This is a genomic window from Brucella sp. GW823-FHT04E01 (assembly GCF_058796175.1).
Map to the genome: position 1 here is coordinate 713,161 of NZ_JBXAIK010000001.1, position 20,938 is coordinate 734,098.

The window sequence follows — 20,938 nt, forward strand, 5'->3', positions numbered from 1 at the left end:
AAAGTTCTCTCAAATAGTCTTACCGACCGTAATAAAGCGACAGTATTACAGGCGTATAGCCGCATTCATCTGGTTTAAAAACCCGCAATTAATTCGTCACGCCCCTGTCATTGGACGATGTTTAACTTGGCAAAATCAAAGTCGGGATTCGTGCATTAGGGGAATTTTTGATGACACAGCAAGCATCAGCCGACACAATTCTAAAACAGGCCGTGACCCAGAACAGCGCCCTCTCGCGGGCAGGCTTTTCTGAAAGGCTGTTTGCCTGGCTGTTCAAAGGGCTGGTCTATCCGCAGATATGGGAAGACCCGGAAGTTGATATGGCGGCTCTGGCTATAGAGCCGGACCATCGCATCGTCACCATCGCGTCCGGCGGATGCAATGCCATGTCCTACCTGACTGCCGATCCGGCACGTGTGGAGGCGGTCGATCTCAATCAGGCACACGTCGCGTTCAACCGGCTGAAGCTTGCGGCTGTCAAAAACCTGCCCGACTACGATGCATTCTACCGATTTTACGGGAAAGCCGACGACAAGACCAATCTTGCCGCCTACAAGCGCTTCATCCGCCCACATCTGGACAGCGAAAGCCGCGCCTATTGGGAAAAACGCAAATGGAATGGTCGCCAGCGAATTTCCATTTTCTGGCGCGACCTCTATCGCCACGGCTTGCTTGGCGTCTTCATCGGCATGGGCCATCGCGTGGCGCGCCTCTACGGGATCGATCCGCGCGACATCTTGAAGGCGCGCACAATGGAAGAGCAGCGTAGCTTCTTCGACACGGCGCTTGCCCCGCTCTTTGAAAAACGCATGGTGCGCTGGGCCACAGCCCGCAAATCATCCCTTTTCGGACTGGGCATACCGCCACAGCAATATGATGCCCTTGCCACTGCAGGAAACGGCGACATGGCGCTTGTCCTGCGCAGCCGTCTTGAGAAACTCGCTTGCGGTTTCCCCCTTACCGACAATTATTTCGCCTGGCAGGCGTTCGGGCGCGGCTATAGCGGCAATGAGGAGACCGGGCCTCTCCCGCCCTATCTGTCGCGCACCAACTTCGAAACGGTACGGGCACGCGCTGATCGCATGACCGTACAGAACGCAAGCTATACCGATTTTCTCGCTGCCAAGCCTGCGGCATCCGTCGACCGCTATATCCTGTTGGATGCGCAGGACTGGATGAATGACGAGCAGCTCAATGCCCTCTGGAGTGAAATCACCCGTACGGCAGCACCAAATGCCCGTGTCATCTTTCGTACCGCAGCCGAACCGAGCCTGCTTCCAGGACGGGTGGCACCGCAGATTCTGGATCGCTGGGAATATCAAGCGGACGAATCCCGCGCCCTGCACGACCGCGATCGCTCGTCGATCTATGGCGGGTTCCATCTTTATGCGCTGAAGGATGCCTGACATGTCGCGCAGCCCATGGAGCGTTCAGGGTATAGACCATGCCAACCTCATGGATCGGGTCTACCGTCGTCAGCGGCACTTCTATGACGCGACCCGCAAATACTATCTTCTGGGTCGCGACCCCATGATCGCAGGACTGTCCGTACCCAAGGACGGCACAGTTCTGGAGATCGGCTGCGGCACCGGCCGCAATCTGATAAAAGCTGCAGAAAACTACCCCGATGCAAAACTCTTCGGCATCGATATTTCAGCAGAAATGCTGGATACGGCACGCCGGGCGGCGGAGCGCGCTGGCATCGAAGATCGCGTCCGGCTTGATCGTGCGGATGCGGCCCAGTTCGATCCAGAACGACTGTTCGGGCAAGCCGGCTTCGACCGGATTTTCATTTCCTATGCCGTATCGATGATACCGCAATGGCAGTCGGTCATTCGTGAGAGCATCCGGCACCTCAATGCGGGCGGAGAATTGCATATCGTCGATTTTGGCGATCAGGCCCGGCTGCCGCGCTGGTTCGGAAAGGCACTCTTCCAATGGCTGGAATGGTTCCATGTCACCCCGCGCAGCGACTTGTTCGCGGTTTGCGACCAGCTTGCGCAGGAACGCAGTGCTGTCGTTGAGAAGCGCATTCTTTATCGCGGCTTTGCCTGGATAACGGTTGTTCGTTCGACAATGCCACCCTCTGCCACAGATTAGCACCAAACTTGCCCGCCAGACTGGTGACGTCCGCCTCCGGATCGCGTAACCGTTAGAAGACTGATTCGCGACACGGAACCACTATATGAACCGTCTGGCCAGCTGCAGCATTCTCGCCCTCGGCGCTTTACTTCTCTCCGCCTGCACGACGGTGGATTACGACTTTTCCGACGTAAAGAAATCAGGCGGCTCGGTGGCCCGGATCGCACCGCCGTCCGGCTCGGTAAAGGCACCGCGCTTCGGTGATCGCGACCCGCACGACTGGACCGGCAAAACGCCCTGGCACTATCCGATCCACGGCACAGACGTTTCCAAATATCAGACCAACATTGACTGGAGCGCCGTGCGCGCCAGCGGCATTTCCTTCGCCTTCATCAAGGCGACCGAAGGCGGTGACCGCGTCGACGACCGTTTCAAGGAACACTGGAACGGCGCCCATCAGGCAGGCATCGCACGGAGCGCCTATCACTTCTACTATTTCTGCCGCCCGGCCATCGAACAGGCCCGCTGGTATATCCAGAACGTGCCGCGTGATCCGAGCGCGCTTCCACCCGTTCTCGATATGGAGTGGAACCCGCAATCGCCGACCTGCAAGCTGCGCCCCAACGCAGCCGTTGTGCGCAAGGAAATGCGCATCTTCCTGCAGGCGCTGGAAAAGCATTACGGCAAACGCCCGATTGTTTACACGACGGTCGATTTCTTCGATGACAACGACTTGCGGCAGATGGCAGACTATCCGTTCTGGCTGCGCTCCGTTGCCGGTCATCCGGACGAGAAGTACGGCCCGCATCCGTGGACGTTCTGGCAATATACCGGCACCGGCTCAATTCCCGGCATTAAGGGCGACGCCGATATCAATGTCTTCGCAGGCGATGCCAACTCGTGGAAAAAGTGGCTGGAAAGCAACAAGGTCCGCTAACACGGCGCAGTTTGGCAGTTCACACCAAGTTTTGCTTCATTTCCGGGGCTTGTTGGGGCAATAGCTAAAACAATCCCCGAAAGGGAGCCTTTTGCTCCCAATCTATTAGTGTGAGTTACCAATGAAGTTTTTTGCTTCAGTTATCGCAGCCGCCTTGCTTGCATCGACAACCATGTCGGGTGCACAGGCCGCCGCGTCTCCAGCGCCTGCTGCGACGCCAACTGAAAACACCGTCAATCTTCCCAAGCCGGAATGCGAGATCGATTACGGCCAGTGGATGGACAATCTGACCAAGGAAGCCCGGGAAGCCGGTGTCGGCGAAAAGGGCATCGCCGAATTGCACAAGGCCATGCTTGAGCAAAAGGTGCTTGATCGCGACCGCAAGCAGACTGTTTTCAACCTGACTTTCACCGAGTTTTCCAAGCGCCTCATCTCGGAAGCTCGTTTGAAGAAGGGCCGCGAAAATCTGGTCAAATATGCCGACGTCTTCAAGAAGGTTGAAGATACCTATGGCGTTCCGGGGCCAGTCCTTGCCGCGTTCTGGGGGCTTGAAACCGACTATGGCGCCATTCAGGGTGATTTCGACACGCTGAATGCGCTTGTCACCCTCTCCTATGACTGCCGCCGTCCAGATCTGTTCCGCCCGCAGTTGATCGCCCTTCTCAAGCTATTTGATCAGGGCGTCGTCGATGCCGCGACAACCGGCGCATGGGCTGGCGAAATCGGCATGATGCAACTTCTGCCGAAGGATTATCTTGAACGTGGCGTCGATGGCGACGGCGATGGCAAGGTCGATCTGAAGAGCAGCGTTCCCGATGCCATGATGACCGCTGGCCGCATGATTTCGGAACTCGGCTGGAAGCGTGGCCAACCTTGGCTGGAGGAAGTTCGCCTGACCAAGGATCTGCCTTGGGAAGAAGCGATCCGCACCAACCGCAAGCCACATTCCTGGTGGGCTGAGCAGGGTGTGATGGGCCTCAACGGTCCACTCGGCCCGGATGATGGCGACGCGTCGCTTCTACTGCCGCTGGGCCGCAAGGGACCGGCTTTCCTGTCCTATCCCAACTTCGACGTGTTCGTGGAATGGAACAAGTCCATCGTCTACGCCACAACGGCTGCTTATTTCGCAACACGTCTGGCTGGTGCACCTGCCTTCGATCCGGGCAATCCAGTTCCGGGTCTGACACAGGACCAGCTAAAGGAACTTCAGACCAAGCTCCAGGCCCGCGGTTACGACATGGGCGGAAAAATCGACGGCGTGTTCGGTCTCCTGACCCGCGATGCCGTGCGCGCCGAACAGATGCGCCTTGGAATGCCTGCCGATTCATGGCCGACACAAGAGCTTCTCGATAGGCTCTGATCTCGACAAGGCGCGGTTCAAAAAACCGCGCCTTTTCCTTTCCTGAAATGAAATGCGCCCCATGCTCACAACGCTGATTGTCGTCCTTCCCGTTTTTGCGCTGATTTTCTCCGGCTGGGGTGCCTTCAAGCTGAAAATACTCGGGCCTCATGCGATAGCGGAGCTGAACCGTTTCGTCGTCTATCTGGCCCTGCCTGCTCTTCTCTTCGACATCATGGCCAATACACATGGCAGCGAGCTCTGGCAGCCGGGGTTCATCGCAGTGTTTCTGCTCTCAAGCGCCATTGCTTTCGCATTGCCCTTTCTGGTGCGACTGCGTGGAAAGCTGCCTCTGGCGGATACCGCGCTTGACGGGCTGAACGCCGCCTACCCGAATACCGGCTATATGGGCATTCCGCTTTCGATGATCGCCTTCGGGTCAGGCGTTTTGGCAGCGACCACCATTTCGATCATCATCACCGTCTGCGTCACGTTTGCTTTGGCGATCGTGCTGATCGAAATCGGCCTGCAGACAGAGAAGAAGCCGCTTCATCTCATCTGGAAAGTCATGCGGTCCCTGATCCGCAATCCACTGCTTGTCGCTCCGGCGCTCGGCGCGTTGGTGTCCTTTCTGGGACTCACCGTCCCTGCCCCGGCCGAAACCTTCCTGAAGATGCTCGGTGGTGCCGCATCCCCTTGCGCGCTGGTGGCGCTTGGCCTGTTTCTCGCCCAGCCGCGCAAGATCGAACGCGAAAGCGTCAATGCCATCGCTTTTCTCGTTTCGGTGAAACTCATCGTCCAGCCGCTCGCAACCTGGCTGCTGGCGGTCTATGTATTCGGATTGCCTCCCCTGCTCGCACAAAGCGCTGCTCTTCTTGCCGCACTTCCGACCGGCACGGGCCCCTTCATGCTGGCCGAGCATTATCGTCGCGAGGCGGCGATAACCTCCAACGTCATCCTCTACTCGACAGTGATATCTATCCTCACCTTGTCGGCATATTTGGCGCTAATTCGCTAAAAAGCGCAAAAATATCGCCAAAAGCCGGTGGCAACTACGGCGAAAACAGTACCAAACGTGGCAGTTCGGTGTCTTTTTCATGAAATGTGAACAAATTTTTCTAGTCAAATATTTCAATAGTTTAGGTGGTAAACGATAGGTTTATTTCTCCATCACGCCAGATTGCAGCACGAAATCTTCTTTTGTTCGAGGCGTTTTGCGCTTAGATTCCAGTTTCCTACCAGCGCGCGTCCGGTCACCCGGGCGCATATGAAGGAGACAGACCAATGGGACTTACGCGATCTTTGAATGTCCTCATGATCTGTGCGGCATTTGCATTTGTTGCAGCGTTGATAGCAGGCGTCATCCCTTAGGGGAATTAGCCTAAACCATTACGGCGGCTTCGGTTTTGAGGATAGGCCGACCCGCACGAAAATGAAAAGCCCGGCGTCACCGCCGGGCTTTCTTTTATTTCAAGCAACCTCTAAAGCTGCTTCCGTCTTCGGCCTTATGCCGATCATGTGACAGATCGCAAAGGGCAGATCGGCGCGATTCATCGTGTAGAAATGGAAATCCTGCACGCCGCGTTCGATCAGATCCATCACCTGCTCGGCGGCAATTGCTGCGGCTACAAGCTGATGCGTCTGCGGATCGTTGTCCAGTCCTTCGAAACGCTCCGCCAGCCAGCTTGGAATATGCGTTGCCGACCGCGCGCAGAAATTCTTGACCTGTTTGAAATTGTGCACCGGCAGGACACCTGGAACGATCGGGATATAGATACCAGCACGGCGAACGCGCTCGACATAACGCTCGTAAAGGTCGTTCTCGAAGAAGAACTGGGTGATGGCGCGCGTTGCACCATTATCGACCTTGCGCTTCAGCATATCGATATCGGTGGCAAAATCCGGGCTTTCCGGATGCTTTTCCGGATAGGCGGAAACTGAAATGTCGAAATCAGCGATATTGCGCAAACCGGAGACCAGCTCGGCGCCGTTCTGATAGCCGCCCGGCGTCGGTACATATTTTTCGCCGATACCGGCGGCCGGGTCGCCGCGCAGCGCCACGAAGCGGTTGACACCAAGAGCTGCGAACTCACGCACGACGCGGTCGACTTCCTCGCGTGTTGCATCCACGCAGGTCAGGTGCGCCGCTGGCTTGACATCTGTTTCCTTGAGGATGCGCGCCACGGTACGCGCTGTGCGTTCACGCGTAGAACCGCCAGCACCATAGGTCACGGAGACAAATTCGGGTTGCAGCGGAGCGAGCCGTGTCACCGTATCCCAGAGACGCTGTTCCATTTCCTCCGACTTGGGCGGGAAGAATTCGAACGATACCCGGGTGGTCTGGCCAATATCCGGTCGGCGGGAAAGACCGTAAAAACCCATCAAACTGTCTCCGTCATGCTCATTATCTGTTTTTGTCGCATTGTCTTTATCCCAAAACCGGTTCCCACTTTTGGGAGACATGCGAAGCCGGATCGGCGATAAGAAGGCGTGGATCGCGGGCAAGCCACAGCTTCACCGTCAGCCCCTCTTCTCCATTGGCCGCCTTCGGCTCCAGTTCCAGTGTCTTTTCCGGCTCAAGACCGGCATCTCTCATCCAGCCCAGCATCTGCTCGTCACTGAACCCAAGCCGCAAATGGGCGTGTTCCTCACGCAGGAATTCGAGCTTGTGCGGCGCAAAATCGACGATCAGCAACCGTCCGTTGGGGCGTAAAGCCCGCGCCGCTTCACGAATGGCCGCAAGCGGATCGTCAAGGAAGTGCAGAACCTGATGAATAGTCACCAGATCGAAGCTCTCACGCTCCACAGGCAACGCATAGACATCGCCTTGGCGAACCTGCGCATTGCCGATAGCTGCAAGATCAAGATTGGCTCGCGCTACAGACAGCATGTCACGATTGATGTCGATGCCGACACCACGAAGATAAAGCGGGGCAAAAAGCTCCAGCAACCGACCCGTGCCGGTGCCAACATCCAGCATCGCCTGAAACGGCTTGTCACCGATAACTTTCTTAAGCGCGACTTCAACCGCATTCTCGGAAACATGCAGCCTGCGAATCTGATCCCAGCTGCCGGCATTGGCGCTGAAATAGGCGGCCGCCTTTTCCTGACGGCTGGACTTCACCTGCGACAGGCGTTCCATGTCGCGCTCAACCAGCGCATCCGCCTTGTCGAGACGAGCCAAAAGCCCACGTGCAAGATCGCCACTGATCGCATTGTCGGCGAGACGGAAATAAGCCCATGCCCCTTCCTGATAGCGATCGATAAGATCGGCTTCCCCAAGCAGCTTCAGATGGCGCGAAACCCGCGGCTGGGATTGCCCCAATATCGTCGTCAGGTCGGAGACGGTGAGATCACCGCGCGAAAGAAGCGCCAAAATACGCAAGCGGCTTGGTTCAGCCACCGCCTTCAGCACATCCACCATCAGATCGAGTTGCAGTTGCAAACCGGTCATGCCTTCCGCTCTTGATTGATCCATCACCTCATTTACGGTCCATCGCGGCAATCCGTAAAGATATAAAGATATGTTTATATGGAAAGTAATTCCTGCGCAAGCGATTTTCGTGGCACAATGAAGCAGACAAAGGATTCGCCTCAATAACTGACTGTAAGGATAAGCCATGCGTGCAGGCACAATGCGCCAGAAGGCAATCGCCAAATCGCTGACGCTCCTGCTTCCGGCAGTACCCTATTCGGATTCAGAACCGATCCGCGCTGCGGCGCTCAGCCCCCATATGAAGACGTTGCCACCATCTACTGCCGTGTGGCTGGCGACAGTCGCGCATGTGCGCCACACGCATACTGATTACGATGCACTGCGGGATGATGGATATGACAAGGATTCAGCGCGTTTCTTCGTGCTGGATGCAATCAATACCAAGCTGACCGAATGGCGCGCCACGCGCCTTCTGTCGCCCGAGGACGACGAAGCCGTGGAGATGTGAAAACACCGCCCGGAGGCGGCGTTTTCATACGTAATAGAACACCGGCTACTCGGTGCCGTGGCCTTGCAGATATCCATGTTCACGCGGGTTCGGCATGACAAGGCTGACGACGAAGACAATCACCATCATCGCGGTCACATACCAGAAGAAGCCGCTTTCCATGCCCTGCTGCTTGAACCAGAGCGCCACATATTCAGCCGTGCCGCCAAAGATCGCATTGGCGATGGCGTAGGAAAATCCGACGCCCAGCGCCCGCACTTCCGCCGGAAACAATTCCGCTTTCACGATGCCGCTGATGGAGGTGTACATGCTGACAACCGCCAGAGCGATCACGATATAGATGAATGCCCAGGTCGAGCTCTGCACCGAACCGATCAACGTCATGAGCGGGATTGTGGTCAGGATTGAAATGCCGCCAAAGCCGATCATCATCGTCTTGCGGCCGATCCTGTCGGACAACGCGCCGAAAAGCGGCTGCATCAACATATAGGCCAACAGCACGAAGGTCATGGTTTCGCTGGCCGTTTCCTTGCTCATGCCAGCCGTGTTGACCAGATATTTCTGCATATAGGTGGTGAAGGTATAGAAGGCGAGCGAACCGCCAGCCGTGAAGCCGACGACGACAAGGAAGGCCTTGCGATGGTTCTTCCAGATATTGGCGAAGCTGCCCGCCGCCTTGTTGTTGCGGGTTTCTTCCGTCGAGGTCTCGTGAAGGGTCCGCCGCAGAAAAAGCGCGACGATGGCTGCAACACCGCCAATGGCAAATGGAATGCGCCAGCCCCAGGCATGAAGCTCGTCCGATGTCAGGAAGAACTGCAGGACCACGATCACAAGAACAGCGAGCAACTGCCCGCCAATCAGCGTGACATACTGGAACGAGGAGAAGAAACCACGGCGCCCGGCCAGCGCCACCTCACTCATATAGGTAGCGGTGGTGCCGTATTCGCCGCCCACGGAAAGGCCCTGCAAGAGGCGCACGATCAACAGCAGGAATGGCGCCAGAACACCTATCGTTTCATAGGTCGGCAAAATGGCGATGGCGAAAGAGCCAAGGCACATCATCGTAACCGAAATCAGCATGGATGTGCGCCGACCAAGCTTGTCGGCAATGCGGCCAAACAGCCAGCCGCCGATGGGGCGCATGAGGAAGCCAGCCGCAAAAATCGCAGCCGCATTCAGCAACTGGCTGGTCTGGTCCTCCGCAGGGAAAAACTGCGATGCGAAATAAAGCGCACCGAAGGAATAGACGTAAAAATCGTACCACTCCACCAGATTACCCGATGCGCTGGCCACGATGGCAAAGACGCGGCGGCGCGTGTCATGGGCATCATGTGCCGCTTCGACCTCGCCATTGGCGTCAGCATGCATTTCTGCATTGTTCATTCTGAAAACTCCCGATAGCAGGCGGTTCTCAAACAACCTGCAAGCTGCCGATCCCAAGCAGGGATTACCGAAATCGGCGATTGTTTCACTTCGTAAACATAAAACTACGAACCACATTCAACCCGAAAGCAGGCTCGTATTTGAAATGTCCTCCCGGTCGAAATCACGCTGCTTGGATCTATTGCGAAGACGCAAAGACGCCTGAAACAGTCCTTGAACCGGCGGCCTCGGCGTTCATTCCCATTGAAAAATAAAAACGGAGCAAGAGCATCGACACCGGCCTCCTGAACGAAATCGCAACGGGGATGGCGCGCATCGCGGCGTTACGATCATGACGGCTCATATTTAGAGCGGTTTCAGGATGCGGCCAGACCATAGGAACAAAATCGTTTGCATGCAATCTATTCCAATATTAGAAAGCGCTCAAATTAATGATTGACGTTGCCGAGCGATGAGCTGCCAATATAAGACATTGAAATAATTATAAAATAATTGGCTTCTTCTACACGGGCAATCGATCAATTCCCCGTGTAGAGCGATCTTCGGGCAACTATCTCTTCTGAACAACCAGGAAAATACGCGGAAAACGCAGCAGGACTTTACCGTCTACAGCCGCCGGATAATGCGGCGCAATCCTCGCCTTGTAAGCCTTCAGATAGTCGGCCTGCTCCTGTTCATCGAGCGGATCGAGAAACGGTCGCAATCCGGTCGCCTTTACCCATTCCACAATCGCATCAACGCCATCCAGCGGGTGGTTATAGACCGTATGCCATATATCGAGCCGAGCGGCCTGACCGGCGAGCGCATTATAATATTCCATCACCGGGGGCAGAGGTCCCCTGCCCTTGGTGCCGATCTTGGCGACAAAAGCCTCTGTTTTTGCGACGTCACGCATACCGACATGGGTCTGCTCGCCCATATTGTCAGGCATCTGGACGGCCAGCACCGCGCCGGGACGAAGCAGCGACAAGAGGCGTTTCATCTGCTCGATGTGATCCGGCAGCCACTGGAAAACAGCATTGGAGAAGAGGACATCGGTTTCCGCATCCGGCTCGTAGCTCGCCACATCGCCGATGGTGAAATCCACCTTCGGCAGGCGGGCCTTGGCCTTCTCGATCATGTCTGGCGATGTATCGAAGCCGGAAACATCAGCTTCCGGCCAACGCTCAACCAGAAGCTCCGTCGAGTTACCCGGTCCGCAGCCGATATCGACCACCTTGCGCGGCTTATCGACCGGTATCTGGGCCAGAAGATCGCGTGCCGGGCGGCTGCGTTCGTCTTCAAACTTCAGATATTGCTTTGCAGACCAGTCTTTCATCATGTTTCCCTTCATCAAATAAAAAAGGCCGGTGCATTGCACCGGCCTTAACTTTAAAGCGCCAAAGGTTCGTTGAGGTTCTGGCTATGGCGAGACGAAAATGGTGAGGTTCGAGAACCGGAGCGGAGCGTACTTTGCGTACGTGAGCACCGGAAGCGCAGAACCACGCCATTTGCAGACCGCCAGAGCCTGAACATCTCGAACCTTACCGTGTGAGCGGCTTGTAGGTCACCCGTTTCGGGTTGACGCTATCCGGTCCAAGACGACGGATCTTGTCTGCTTCATAGTCCTCGAAGTTGCCTTCGAACCATTCGACATGGCTGTCGCCTTCGAATGCGAGGATATGTGTTGCCAGACGGTCGAGGAACATACGATCGTGGCTGATGATAACGGCGCAGCCAGCGAAGTTTTCCAGCGCATCTTCAAGCGCGCCGAGCGTTTCCGTATCGAGATCGTTGGTCGGTTCGTCGAGCAGCAGAACATTGCCGCCGGACTTCAGCATCTTGGCAAGGTGAACGCGATTGCGCTGGCCGCCGGAAAGATTGCCGACCTTCTGCTGCTGGTCGCCGCCCTTGAAGTTGAACGCACCGCAATAGGCTCGGGAGTTCATTTCAAACTTGCCGAGCTTGATGACGTCATTGCCGCCGGAAATTTCTTCCCAGACGGTCTTGTTGGCATCGAGCGCGTCGCGGCTCTGGTCCACATAGGAAAGATGAACCGTATCGCCAATACGAACCGAACCGTTATCCGGCTGTTCCTGCTCCGTCAGCATCTTGAAGAGCGTCGATTTACCGGCGCCGTTCGGGCCGATCACACCGACAATGCCGCCTGCTGGCAGCTTGAAGCTCAGATCGTCAATCAGGAGACGGTCGCCATAGCCCTTCGACAGACCCTCGACCTCGATGACCACCTGACCGAGTCGCTCGCCGACCGGGATAATGATCTGCGCATCGCCAGGGCGGCGTTCTTCCGCGCTCTTGACCAGTTCGTCATAGGCCTTGATACGCGCCTTGGACTTGGCCTGACGCGCCTTTGGGCTCGCGGAAATCCATTCACGTTCACGCGACAGCGCCTTTTCACGGGCAGCCTCTTCGCGGCCTTCCTGCTGCATGCGCTTGGCCTTGGCTTCCAGATAGGCGGAATAATTGCCTTCATAAGGAATGCCGCGACCACGGTCGAGCTCGAGAATCCAGCCCGTCACATTGTCGAGGAAGTAGCGATCGTGGGTGATGATCAGCACTGAACCCGGATATTCACGCAGGTGCTTTTCAAGCCATGCAGTCGTTTCGGCGTCCAAATGGTTGGTCGGTTCGTCGAGAAGCAGCAGATCAGGCTTCGAAAGCAGAAGCTTGCAAAGTGCCACACGGCGCTTTTCACCGCCCGATAGTTTGGTCACGTCAGCATCGCCCGGAGGGCAACGCAGCGCTTCCATGGCCATTTCAACCTGGCTTTCGAGATCCCAGAGGTTCTGGCTGTCGATGATGTCCTGAAGCTTCGCGCCTTCATCCGCAGTTTCGTCGGAATAGTTCATCATCAGTTCGTTGTAACGGTCGATGATCGCCTTCTTGGCGGCCACACCTTCCATCACATTACCGAGCACGTCCTTGGAAGGATCGAGTTCCGGTTCCTGAGCAAGATAACCGCAGGTCGCGCCATCGGCCAGCCAGGCCTCGCCGGTATATTCCTTGTCGAGACCGGCCATGATCTTGAGGATGGTCGACTTACCGGCGCCGTTCGGGCCGAGAATGCCGATCTTCGCGTCGGGATAGAAGGAGAGATGGATATTCTCCAGAATCTTCTTGTTGCCATAGGCCTTATTGAGGCCGGACATGTGATAAATGAACTGGCGTGCCATAAAGCGCGTCGTCTCCGCAGGTTGAGAAGCGCGATCGGTCTTAACATTGCCGAACCGCGCGGAAATTGCTGACGCGTATGTAGGCCAAATATGCCCCGGACGCAAACGGCAACCCACCAAACGGAAGCAGCCGGAACCGCAAATCAAACTCTGATGAAAACCATAAATAATGAAACCGGGCGCGGATATTTCCGTCACCCGGTTTCCCCTCTGGCCACCGTCCGCGAAAGTTTCCTCCCTTTCATCGGACGGCCTGCAAGTTATGACGTGGAATCCCGTTTAAAACGCCCCTGATTGCCCTTCAAAAACCCCGTCTGCAAAGCTAGATTTGCCCAAGCTTTTGCGCTTTTCAAGCGGAATCTGCACAAAAAACGCAATTGCCTAAAATTCATTCACACTCCGTTCCAGTGCCTGTTTAAGCGACGCCGCAACGGAGGAGATTGACTATTTGCACGGCATAAAATCAGATGGCGAAATGACATTCAAAACCATTCATCATCTGCCGGTTTCAGACAAATCAGAACTCCCGTTCCGCACCGTCCGCGCCGGGACACCGCGAGCCGTTGTCCAGATATGCCACGGCCTTGCCGAACATTCCGCACGCTATGAACGCTTCGCGTCCGTCTTGGTCGCAGCAGGCTACCACGTCTATATCCACGACCATCGCGGCCACGGCGCCAATATCGGCGCTCATGCGCCAAGAGGAATGTTCGCACAAAAGCAGGGCCATCTTGTGGCTATCGAGGACGTGCTGGCGCTCAACCGGCATATTCACGAGAACCATCCGGGCCTTCCGGTCGTGCTTTTCGGACATTCCATGGGCGGGCTGATCGCGCTGAACTATGTGCTGGACTACGCTAACACAGTCGATGCCGCCGCGATCTGGAATGCCAATGTCGATGGTGGCGCGGAAAGCGCTGCAGCGCTCGCACTTCTTTATATGGAGCGCATACTGAAAGGCTCGGATGTTCCGAGTACCATTCTGCCAAGGATGACTTTCCGCGCCTGGGGTCGATCCATAAAGGGCCACCGCACGCTATTCGACTGGCTCTCGCACGACCCGGCAGAGGTCGACGCCTATGTCGCCGATCCGCTTTGCGGCTTCGATGCCAGCGTGGCGTTATGGATCGACATTTTCCGCTTGATCCGCCGTGGCGCCGACGACCGGAACTTTTCCAATATCCCGCGAAACATGCCCTTCAATCTTGTTGGTGGGACCGAAGACCCTGCAACGGTGAACGGTGCCGCCGTGCGCAGACTGGCAGACAGAATGCGGAAAATGGGTTTCGAGCGTGTCAATTGCACGATCCTGCCCGGCACCCGCCACGAGAGCCTCAATGAAATCAACCGGGATGAGGTGACACAGAATTTTCTGGATTGGCTGGCGGAGGCTCTTCCGTATCCGGCAATGTCCGGCTAAAAAACGGCAGTCAACCGATCAATCGAGCTATTATCCGGGCCAGAACTCACGTTTACTTGAACCGTCTTGGCTTTGCCATCCAATCAATGCTATGGAGCGCGCCTTGCGCGTTATCGGGTTTCCGGGCAGGAAAGCCGAGCTTAAGCAGATAGCGCGAGGAATAAAGGAACACTCCGCTTGGACACACCGACGATTTCTGTGGTTATCCCCTGCCGCAACGAAGCCGACAATCTTGCCTTTTTGCTGGATGAAGTCGATGCCGCCATGCAGGGCCGCGCATACGAAGTCATCGTCGTCGACGACGGTTCGACGGACTCGACCAGCGATGTACTCGCGGGCCGCATTCATGCCGGCAAGCCACTCCGCCATCTGCGCCATGACCGGTCGTCAGGCCAGAGCGCTGCTGTGCGCTCCGGTGTTTTCGCGGCACGCGGCAAGATCGTCGTGACTATGGATGGCGACGGACAGAACAACCCCGCCTATCTCCCGGTTCTGGCAGATGCACTGTTAAAAGCCGGGCCTGATTACGGCATTGCAGCCGGACAGCGCCTCAAGCGCACGGATACGAAACTCAAGCAGCTTTCGTCTCGCTTTGCTAACAATCTGCGCGGCGCGATCCTCAAGGACAAGACCCGCGATTCCGGCTGCGGCCTGAAAGCGCTGCACACTGACCTGTTCCGGCAACTGCCTTTCTTTGACGGATGGCATCGCTATCTGCCTGCTTTGGCAATCCGCGAAGGTTTCGACGTCGTGCATGTCGATGTTGTCGACCGCGAACGCCGCCACGGCAAATCCAATTACGGCATTCTGGACCGTGGAGTGCGTGGCATTCTGGACCTTTATGGCGTCTGGTGGCTGCGGAAGCGCCGCAAGGTCGTTCCGCGTGTGAGAGAGATCACCCATGACTGATATTTTCAACAGCCTGTCACTGTGGCTGCACGAGGTTTTCGTGGCGCAGTGGGATGGCTGGATCGTACTGGGCTTCGTCGCTCAGGCCTGTTTCACCATGCGCTTCGTTGTGCAGTGGTTGGCTTCCGAAAAGGCAAAACGCAGCGTCATGCCGGTTGCCTTCTGGTTCTTCTCACTCTTCGGCGGCACTTTGCTGCTGATCTATGCGATCCAGCGTAAAGACCCGGTATTCATCGCTGGCCAAGGACTTGGCCTCATCGTCTATGTTCGCAATCTCTGGCTCATCGCCAATGAGAAGAAGCGGCTGACAGCCGGGGAGTAAACTCCCCGGTCGTTTCCAGAGCATTTCTGGACGCAAAACCGGTTTCCACTTTTATTGGAAATGCTCTGGTCAGGCCCGAAGCGTCCGCCCAACCGAACGATAATCTAGCCCGGTGCCTGCAATATCTTCTGCCTTGTAGACATTGCGCAGATCAATCAGCACATTTCCGGCCATGACATTGGCCACTCGCTTAAGATCGAGCGCACGATAAGCGTTCCATTCGGTCAGCAGGGCAACGACGCCTGCGCCCTTCGCCGCTTCGTAAGCTGAATTGCACCAGACAACATCAGGAAGCACCGCCCTGGCAGCGTCCATGGCCTCAGGGTCATGCGCCTGAACCTTGATCCCGGCTTTCTGAATGGCCGCGATAATGTCGAGCGCAGGAGACTCGCGAATATCATCGGTGTTCGGCTTGAAGGCGACGCCCAGAACAGCAACCGTGTCTGCACCGTTTTCCTTGGCCGCAGTCACGATCCGTTCGGCCATCGACTGTTTGCGCGTCTCATTGACCGCAATGACCTGTTCGATCAGCGATTGCGGCGCATCATATTTCTTGCCCGTCGCAGCAAAGGCCCGCGTATCCTTCGGGAAGCACGATCCGCCGAAGCCCGGACCGGCATGCAGGAATTTCGAGCCGATGCGATTATCCATACCGATGGCACGCGCGACTTCCTGCACATTGCCGCCGGTCTTCTCACAAAGGTCCGCAACCTCGTTGATGAACGTCACCTTCATGGCCAGAAAAGCATTGGCCGCATATTTGATGATTTCCGCATTTTCCAGCGACGTGACGACCATCGGCGTTTCACGCAGGTAAAGCGGACGATAGAGGCGCTGCATCGCGGCCCTGCCGCGCTCGTCTTCCACCCCAACAACAACACGGTCGGGTCGCATGAAATCCTCGATCGCCGAGCCTTCCCGCAAGAATTCTGGATTGGACACCATCGAGAACGACACAGCCGGATTGGCAGCCTTGATACGGTCGCGTATGCGCGCATTGGTGCCAACCACGACCGTCGACTTGATGACGACCACCGCGCCCGGCTTCATGGCGGCGGCGATTTCATCCGCAGCTGCTTCGATATATTGCAGGTCCGCCTCGCCATCACCGCGACGGGACGGTGTGCCGACAGCGATGAAGATGACATCGGTATCCGCGACACTTGCCGGAAGATCGGTGCTGAACTCCAGCCGACCATCGCGAATATTGCGGGTCATCAACTCATCAAGCCCCGGCTCGAAGATGGTGACTTTCCCGGCCTTCAGCCGCTCGATGATCGACGGGTTCTTGTCGACGCAGGTAACGTGAAAGCCGAATTCGGCAAAACACACACCCGAAACCAGACCCACATAGCCCGTTCCGATCATCGCCAGCTTCATATGCTCAGTCCTTCAGTTTGGCTTCGTGTGAGATTCCGGCCCCGGTTTGCCGGAAATGGCAGCGTTAGAGAACCGGAGCATCGTTCACTTAAAGTTACATGCAGACCGGAAACGTCAAACAACGCCATTTGCAGGCGGCTAGAACCGAAATATCGGTAGGCTCACAGCCATTTGTCGTAGTCGGATACCAGAAGATGCAGCGGCTTCTCGTTTTCATCGATATTCGAAAAACGGCCAATCGGCTCGCGGAAAATATTGTCGGTCAGGTCGTCGTTGACGGTCGAAACCTCGCCGATCAGCACATCGCCGCCTTCCCCCCAGAAAGCATGCCAATTGCCCGGCAGCAGCGTCACGCTTTCGCCCGGCTGCAGCTTCAGATGAGCACCAGCCTTCTGCGTCACAAGGCGTCCGTCGGTGGCAACAGTCACGTCGCTTTGCTCATCCACACTGCCATCCGGCAGCGAGTTGAACAGTTCCAGCACCAGCGTGCCCCCACCACGATTGATGATGTCTTCGGCCTTCACCACATGCCGGTGCATCGGAGAAAGCTGGTTCTTGCGCGAGATCATGATCTTTTCGGCATAAAGCATGCCGCCGCCGCGCTTGAGGTCTTCTGCATTGCCGTTACGCGTGGTGAAGAGGAACAGGCCGAGATCGGCAAATTTGCCCTGCCCGTAGTCCGTAATATCCCAACCAAGGCGCGCGTCGCGAATGGCATGCGCATCCGAAGAGGTCCGCGCCTTCAATTCCTCGGGCGACCAATATGCGAAAGGCGGCATGACATAGCCGAAAGAGCGGATGAAAGCGTCGCTTTCGCGGATGATTTCGTTGATTTCAGAACGTTTCATGGCCACCGAGCCTCCCATGGAATGAAACAGATTGGGATGTGGTTGACGTGGTAACTGGCTTTTAAACCAATTTGCAATCCCGGAAACGCTCCGAAGGCGGATGTAACACATATTTGCGACGATCTGATCGCGCCGCAAAAGCGACATTTTGGCGTGTCGTCTTTACGCGAAAACCATGTCGCATCCCAATGCGCGTTTAGAATAGTTCAGTGATTGAATCGGGATAACGGAAGCTAGTTCACAGACCTCGGGAGATGTGGGCAAGCCATTGAGATAACGGGACAAGCCGTGCTTCCGGAAGACAAAGGGAACACCGGATCGAGCCATAGTCGCTGGGAGAACAGCAGAAGGCAGATCCAAGATGGAAAGCAAGGGTTCGAGGCTATGGACGTTCGCAACGAAATGCTGGGGCTGTTGACCGGGCGCGACCTCAATTTCAGCCTGGAGCAGAAATTCTACACCGATCCAGAATATCACAAGCTGGATCTGGAGAACATTTTCTACAAGGACTGGCTGTTTGTCGGCCATGATTGCGAGCTGCCGAAGACCGGTTCCTATATGACCGTGCAGATCGGCGCTTATCCTGTTGTCATCGTTCGCGATGCGCAGGGCGGCATTCGTGCTTTCCACAATTCCTGTCGCCATCGTGGCTCGCGCATTTGCGCGGCTGAAAAGGGAACCGCCGCGAAGCTCGTCTGCCCTTATCACCAGTGGACCTATGAACTGGACGGGCGTCTGCTTTTCGCGCGTCAGGTCGGCCCTGACTTCAAGCCTGCCGAATACGGCCTGAAGCCGGTCCATTGCGAAACCGTCGCCGGCTATATCTATGTCTGCGTCGCCGAGGAAGCGCCCGATTTCGCTGCATTCCGCAATCTGGTCGAGCCTTATCTCGCACCGCACAATATCAAGGATGCAAAGGTCGCCTTCGAAAGTTCGATCATCGAGAAGGGCAACTGGAAGCTCGTCTGGGAAAACAACCGCGAGTGCTATCACTGCGCCGCGAACCATCCAGAACTCTGCCGCACCTATCCGGAAGCTCCGTCGGCAACCGGCGTGCAGGGCGTGATGGAAGATCCGGAGATCAACCAGCTCTGGAAGAATTGCGCCAGCGTCGGTCTGCCTGCAGAATTCAACATGTCCGAGGATGGGCGCTATCGCATCACCCGCATCCCACTTCTGCGCGACGCGGTGAGCTACACCATGTCTGGCAAGGCGGCTGTCAAGAAGCCTTTGAGCGATCAGGTAGCTGGTAACACGAATATCGGTGCAATGTTGATGTTCAACTATCCATCAACTTGGAACCACCTGATGGCAGATCATGCGATTTCCTTCCGCGTTCTGCCGATCAATGCCGAGGAAACGCTTGTCACCACCAAATGGCTCGTCCACAAGGATGCCGTCGAAGGCGTGGACTATGATCTCGATGAACTGACCCATGTGTGGATCCAGACCAATGACCAGGACCGGCAGATCGTTGAAGAAAATGCGGTGGGCATTCGCTCGCCCGCTTATCAGCCGGGCCCTTACTCGGTTGAACATGAAGGCGGCGTGATGCAGTTCCTCGAATGGTACACCAACACCATTACGCCGCGCCTGCGTGGTGAAGCGGCAAAGCTCAGCCGCGTCGCCTGATTTTTGAAATGCAGTTGAAGAAGTGAGAAGGCCATGCAGCCTCTGAAATATCTGGACGAGATGCTGCCGTGGAACGACAGGTTGCAGATGCTGGAATGCATCTCGGCCATCGAAGAAGCGCCAGACGTCATGACCTTCTCCTTCAAGACCGCCGAGGACAACTGGTTCCGCTATACGCCGGGCCAGTTCGTCACTCTGGAACTGCCGATTGAACGGGCAGATGGCCTCGGCCCGGTGCTACGGACCTATACGCTTTCCTCGACCCCATCCCGCCCCTACCACGTCTCCGTCACTGTCAAGGCGCAGAAGGACAGCATCGGCACGCGCTGGATGCTCGACAATCTGCGTCCGCCGATGAAGATCAAGGCTTACGGACCGAACGGCGATTTCTCACTCGCCAATCATCCGGGCGAAAAGTATCTTTTCGTCTCTGCAGGTTCCGGCATCACGCCGATGGTCTCCATGACGCGCTGGCTCTTCGACTGCGCACCGGCAACCGACGTCGCGTTCATCAATTGCGCGCGCACGCCGGACGACATCATTTTCCGCCGTGAACTGGAGCTGCTCGCCGGTCGCATGGAAGCAATGCATCTGGCCTTCATTGTCGAGCAATCATCGGCACGCCATGTCTGGCCGGGCTTGCATGGGCGAATAGACCGCGCCCGGCTTGAACTGCTGGCGCCTGATTTCCTGCATCGCAAGGTCTTCTGCTGTGGACCGGAGCCGTTCATGAACGGTGTACGAGGCTTGCTGGAAGACGCCGGTTTCAACATGGCCAACTATCATCAGGAGAGCTTTAATCCGGCCAGCGAGATTTCGTCGGTTCCGGTGCCGTCCACGCTCTCCGAACCGGCGAGCACAGTGACAGCACTCATCGCCCCGGCCGTGGCAGCAGCCAGCGTCGTCTTCAGCCTTTCCGGCGTGGAAGTAGAATGTACGGAAAACGACACAATCCTGCTTGCCGCCCGTAGTGGCGGCCTCAAGATTCCGAGCGCCTGCGAGTTCGGAATCTGTGGCACCTGCAAGGTGAAGTGCCTCGGCGGAGAGACCGAGATGAACCACAATGGCGGCATTCGCGACGACGAAATTGCCGAGGGCTATATCCTCGCCTGCTGCAGCCGCCCACGCGGTCGCGTGGAGATCGATGCTTAGAGCGCATCCAGAAAAGTGCGAAGCGGTTTTCGGAATAAGATGCGCGCTCTGATAATCAGGCTTTCTTCAGGAATTCGGTCCGCAGCACCAGTCCCTTGACCTGCTTGGTGCTGCAATCGACTTCGTCCGGATTTCCGGTGAGGCGAATGCCCTTGACCAGCGTTCCCCGCTTCAATGTCGTGGAGGTTCCCTTGACCTTCAGGTCCTTGATCAAGGTGACGGAATCACCGTCATTCAACTGAGTTCCATTGCTGTCGCGGACGATAACATCTGTCATGATGGTTTCCTGTCTGATGTCTGATTTGAGCCGTCCGTAGCACTCTTGCCGATGTTATACCAGAACGCGGCTTATTGCTGGTCTCGTGAACCCTGTCTGGCTATAGTCGGTTACGGAATAAGCTGGATGTTTGTATTTAC

General features: G+C 56.4%; 19 protein-coding genes. 11 read left to right on the forward strand and 8 right to left on the reverse strand.

Annotation, left to right across the window (positions count from 1 at the left end):
* Positions 1-170 precede the first annotated feature (170 nt).
* The 5 genes from AC1RHM_RS03590 to AC1RHM_RS03610 all read left to right on the forward strand — a co-directional run bounded on the left by AC1RHM_RS03590 (position 171) and on the right by AC1RHM_RS03610 (position 5,376).
* Positions 171-1,406 carry a BtaA family protein gene (locus AC1RHM_RS03590; RefSeq protein ID WP_010659712.1) on the forward strand — a complete coding sequence of 412 codons (1,236 nt, stop codon included), beginning with the start codon at positions 171-173 and terminating at the stop codon, positions 1,404-1,406.
* Position 1,407: 1 nt separating this feature from the next.
* Positions 1,408-2,100, forward strand: coding sequence for a class I SAM-dependent methyltransferase (locus tag AC1RHM_RS03595; RefSeq protein WP_010659711.1), 693 nt, complete (start codon positions 1,408-1,410; stop codon positions 2,098-2,100).
* A gap of 85 nt (positions 2,101-2,185) precedes the next feature.
* Positions 2,186-3,019: a glycoside hydrolase family 25 protein gene (locus AC1RHM_RS03600; protein ID WP_029929055.1), complete on the forward strand. Its 834-nt coding sequence runs from the start codon at positions 2,186-2,188 to the stop codon at positions 3,017-3,019.
* A gap of 121 nt (positions 3,020-3,140) precedes the next feature.
* Positions 3,141-4,379, forward strand: a complete 1,239-nt coding sequence (locus tag AC1RHM_RS03605; RefSeq protein WP_010659710.1) for a lytic murein transglycosylase — start codon at positions 3,141-3,143, stop codon at positions 4,377-4,379.
* Between the two features lie 61 nt (positions 4,380-4,440).
* Entirely contained in the window at positions 4,441-5,376 is a 936-nt protein-coding gene (locus tag AC1RHM_RS03610; RefSeq protein WP_010659709.1) for an AEC family transporter, read from the forward strand.
* A 452-nt stretch (positions 5,377-5,828) separates the two neighbouring features.
* Here AC1RHM_RS03610 and metF read toward each other — a convergent pair whose 3' ends face one another.
* On the reverse strand, positions 5,829-6,740 hold the full coding sequence (gene metF / locus AC1RHM_RS03615; RefSeq protein ID WP_010659708.1) for a methylenetetrahydrofolate reductase [NAD(P)H]: 912 nt from the start codon (positions 6,738-6,740) through the stop codon (positions 5,829-5,831).
* A 46-nt stretch (positions 6,741-6,786) separates the two neighbouring features.
* Positions 6,787-7,812: an ArsR/SmtB family transcription factor gene (locus AC1RHM_RS03620; RefSeq protein ID WP_010659707.1), complete on the reverse strand. Its 1,026-nt coding sequence runs from the start codon at positions 7,810-7,812 to the stop codon at positions 6,787-6,789.
* A gap of 166 nt (positions 7,813-7,978) precedes the next feature.
* On the opposite strand from AC1RHM_RS03620, the gene AC1RHM_RS03625 reads away from it, so the two are divergent.
* Positions 7,979-8,302, forward strand: coding sequence for a DUF2293 domain-containing protein (locus tag AC1RHM_RS03625; protein ID WP_010659706.1), 324 nt, complete (start codon positions 7,979-7,981; stop codon positions 8,300-8,302).
* Positions 8,303-8,347: 45 nt separating this feature from the next.
* On the opposite strand, the gene AC1RHM_RS03630 is transcribed toward AC1RHM_RS03625, so the two are convergent.
* The 3 genes from AC1RHM_RS03630 to ettA all read right to left on the reverse strand — a co-directional run bounded on the left by AC1RHM_RS03630 (position 8,348) and on the right by ettA (position 12,858).
* Positions 8,348-9,685, reverse strand: coding sequence for an MFS family transporter (locus AC1RHM_RS03630; protein ID WP_029376068.1), 1,338 nt, complete (start codon positions 9,683-9,685; stop codon positions 8,348-8,350).
* A gap of 550 nt (positions 9,686-10,235) precedes the next feature.
* Positions 10,236-11,003, reverse strand: coding sequence for a trans-aconitate 2-methyltransferase (tam, locus tag AC1RHM_RS03635; protein ID WP_010659703.1), 768 nt, complete (start codon positions 11,001-11,003; stop codon positions 10,236-10,238).
* 205 nt (positions 11,004-11,208) lie between these two features.
* Positions 11,209-12,858: an energy-dependent translational throttle protein EttA gene (ettA, locus tag AC1RHM_RS03640; RefSeq protein ID WP_012091727.1), complete on the reverse strand. Its 1,650-nt coding sequence runs from the start codon at positions 12,856-12,858 to the stop codon at positions 11,209-11,211.
* A gap of 475 nt (positions 12,859-13,333) precedes the next feature.
* Between ettA and AC1RHM_RS03645 the strand changes: the two genes are divergently transcribed.
* The 3 genes from AC1RHM_RS03645 (at position 13,334) to AC1RHM_RS03655 (ending at position 15,509) form a co-directional block, all read left to right on the forward strand.
* On the forward strand, positions 13,334-14,278 hold the full coding sequence (locus AC1RHM_RS03645; protein WP_029376066.1) for an alpha/beta fold hydrolase: 945 nt from the start codon (positions 13,334-13,336) through the stop codon (positions 14,276-14,278).
* A 177-nt stretch (positions 14,279-14,455) separates the two neighbouring features.
* Positions 14,456-15,187, forward strand: a complete 732-nt coding sequence (locus tag AC1RHM_RS03650) for a glycosyltransferase family 2 protein (protein WP_010659700.1) — start codon at positions 14,456-14,458, stop codon at positions 15,185-15,187.
* A complete protein-coding gene (locus AC1RHM_RS03655) occupies positions 15,180-15,509 on the forward strand; it encodes a lipid-A-disaccharide synthase N-terminal domain-containing protein (RefSeq protein ID WP_010659699.1) in 330 nt (109 codons plus the stop codon). Before AC1RHM_RS03650 ends, AC1RHM_RS03655 begins: the two co-directional genes overlap by 8 nt.
* A gap of 69 nt (positions 15,510-15,578) precedes the next feature.
* Here AC1RHM_RS03655 and AC1RHM_RS03660 read toward each other — a convergent pair whose 3' ends face one another.
* Together AC1RHM_RS03660 and AC1RHM_RS03665 are read right to left on the reverse strand one after the other, a co-directional pair.
* A complete protein-coding gene (locus tag AC1RHM_RS03660) occupies positions 15,579-16,889 on the reverse strand; it encodes a UDP-glucose dehydrogenase family protein (RefSeq protein WP_010659698.1) in 1,311 nt (436 codons plus the stop codon).
* Between the two features lie 161 nt (positions 16,890-17,050).
* Complete coding sequence (locus AC1RHM_RS03665) at positions 17,051-17,737, reverse strand: D-lyxose/D-mannose family sugar isomerase (RefSeq protein WP_010659697.1); 687 nt, start codon at positions 17,735-17,737, stop codon at positions 17,051-17,053.
* 384 nt (positions 17,738-18,121) lie between these two features.
* Between AC1RHM_RS03665 and AC1RHM_RS03670 the strand changes: the two genes are divergently transcribed.
* Together AC1RHM_RS03670 and AC1RHM_RS03675 are read left to right on the forward strand one after the other, a co-directional pair.
* Positions 18,122-19,369: an aromatic ring-hydroxylating oxygenase subunit alpha gene (locus AC1RHM_RS03670; protein WP_010659696.1), complete on the forward strand. Its 1,248-nt coding sequence runs from the start codon at positions 18,122-18,124 to the stop codon at positions 19,367-19,369.
* Between the two features lie 33 nt (positions 19,370-19,402).
* Positions 19,403-20,521 carry an FAD-binding oxidoreductase gene (locus AC1RHM_RS03675; protein WP_010659695.1) on the forward strand — a complete coding sequence of 373 codons (1,119 nt, stop codon included), beginning with the start codon at positions 19,403-19,405 and terminating at the stop codon, positions 20,519-20,521.
* A gap of 55 nt (positions 20,522-20,576) precedes the next feature.
* Here the strand turns inward: AC1RHM_RS03675 and AC1RHM_RS03680 are convergent, their stop codons facing one another.
* Complete coding sequence (locus AC1RHM_RS03680) at positions 20,577-20,798, reverse strand: alkylphosphonate utilization protein (protein WP_010659694.1); 222 nt, start codon at positions 20,796-20,798, stop codon at positions 20,577-20,579.
* Between the last annotated feature and the right edge of the window lie 140 nt (positions 20,799-20,938).

Excerpts from the sequence above, each read along its gene's own strand:
- AC1RHM_RS03675 (WP_010659695.1), top strand. The coding sequence starts at position 19,403 with ATGCAGCCTCTGAAATATCTGGACGAGATGCTGCCGTGGAACGACAGG.
- AC1RHM_RS03600 (WP_029929055.1), top strand. The coding sequence starts at position 2,186 with ATGAACCGTCTGGCCAGCTGCAGCATTCTCGCCCTCGGCGCTTTACTT.
- AC1RHM_RS03625 (WP_010659706.1), top strand. The coding sequence starts at position 7,979 with ATGCGTGCAGGCACAATGCGCCAGAAGGCAATCGCCAAATCGCTGACG.
- AC1RHM_RS03590 (WP_010659712.1), top strand. The coding sequence starts at position 171 with ATGACACAGCAAGCATCAGCCGACACAATTCTAAAACAGGCCGTGACC.
- AC1RHM_RS03605 (WP_010659710.1), top strand. The coding sequence starts at position 3,141 with ATGAAGTTTTTTGCTTCAGTTATCGCAGCCGCCTTGCTTGCATCGACA.
- AC1RHM_RS03665 (WP_010659697.1), bottom strand. The coding sequence starts at position 17,737 with ATGAAACGTTCTGAAATCAACGAAATCATCCGCGAAAGCGACGCTTTC.
- AC1RHM_RS03680 (WP_010659694.1), bottom strand. The coding sequence starts at position 20,798 with ATGACAGATGTTATCGTCCGCGACAGCAATGGAACTCAGTTGAATGAC.
- AC1RHM_RS03620 (WP_010659707.1), bottom strand. The coding sequence starts at position 7,812 with ATGACCGGTTTGCAACTGCAACTCGATCTGATGGTGGATGTGCTGAAG.
- tam (WP_010659703.1), bottom strand. The coding sequence starts at position 11,003 with ATGAAAGACTGGTCTGCAAAGCAATATCTGAAGTTTGAAGACGAACGC.
- metF (WP_010659708.1), bottom strand. The coding sequence starts at position 6,740 with ATGGGTTTTTACGGTCTTTCCCGCCGACCGGATATTGGCCAGACCACC.
- AC1RHM_RS03660 (WP_010659698.1), bottom strand. The coding sequence starts at position 16,889 with ATGAAGCTGGCGATGATCGGAACGGGCTATGTGGGTCTGGTTTCGGGT.
- AC1RHM_RS03595 (WP_010659711.1), top strand. The coding sequence starts at position 1,408 with ATGTCGCGCAGCCCATGGAGCGTTCAGGGTATAGACCATGCCAACCTC.
- ettA (WP_012091727.1), bottom strand. The coding sequence starts at position 12,858 with ATGGCACGCCAGTTCATTTATCACATGTCCGGCCTCAATAAGGCCTAT.
- AC1RHM_RS03645 (WP_029376066.1), top strand. The coding sequence starts at position 13,334 with ATGACATTCAAAACCATTCATCATCTGCCGGTTTCAGACAAATCAGAA.
- AC1RHM_RS03610 (WP_010659709.1), top strand. The coding sequence starts at position 4,441 with ATGCTCACAACGCTGATTGTCGTCCTTCCCGTTTTTGCGCTGATTTTC.
- AC1RHM_RS03670 (WP_010659696.1), top strand. The coding sequence starts at position 18,122 with ATGGACGTTCGCAACGAAATGCTGGGGCTGTTGACCGGGCGCGACCTC.
- AC1RHM_RS03630 (WP_029376068.1), bottom strand. The coding sequence starts at position 9,685 with ATGAACAATGCAGAAATGCATGCTGACGCCAATGGCGAGGTCGAAGCG.
- AC1RHM_RS03655 (WP_010659699.1), top strand. The coding sequence starts at position 15,180 with ATGACTGATATTTTCAACAGCCTGTCACTGTGGCTGCACGAGGTTTTC.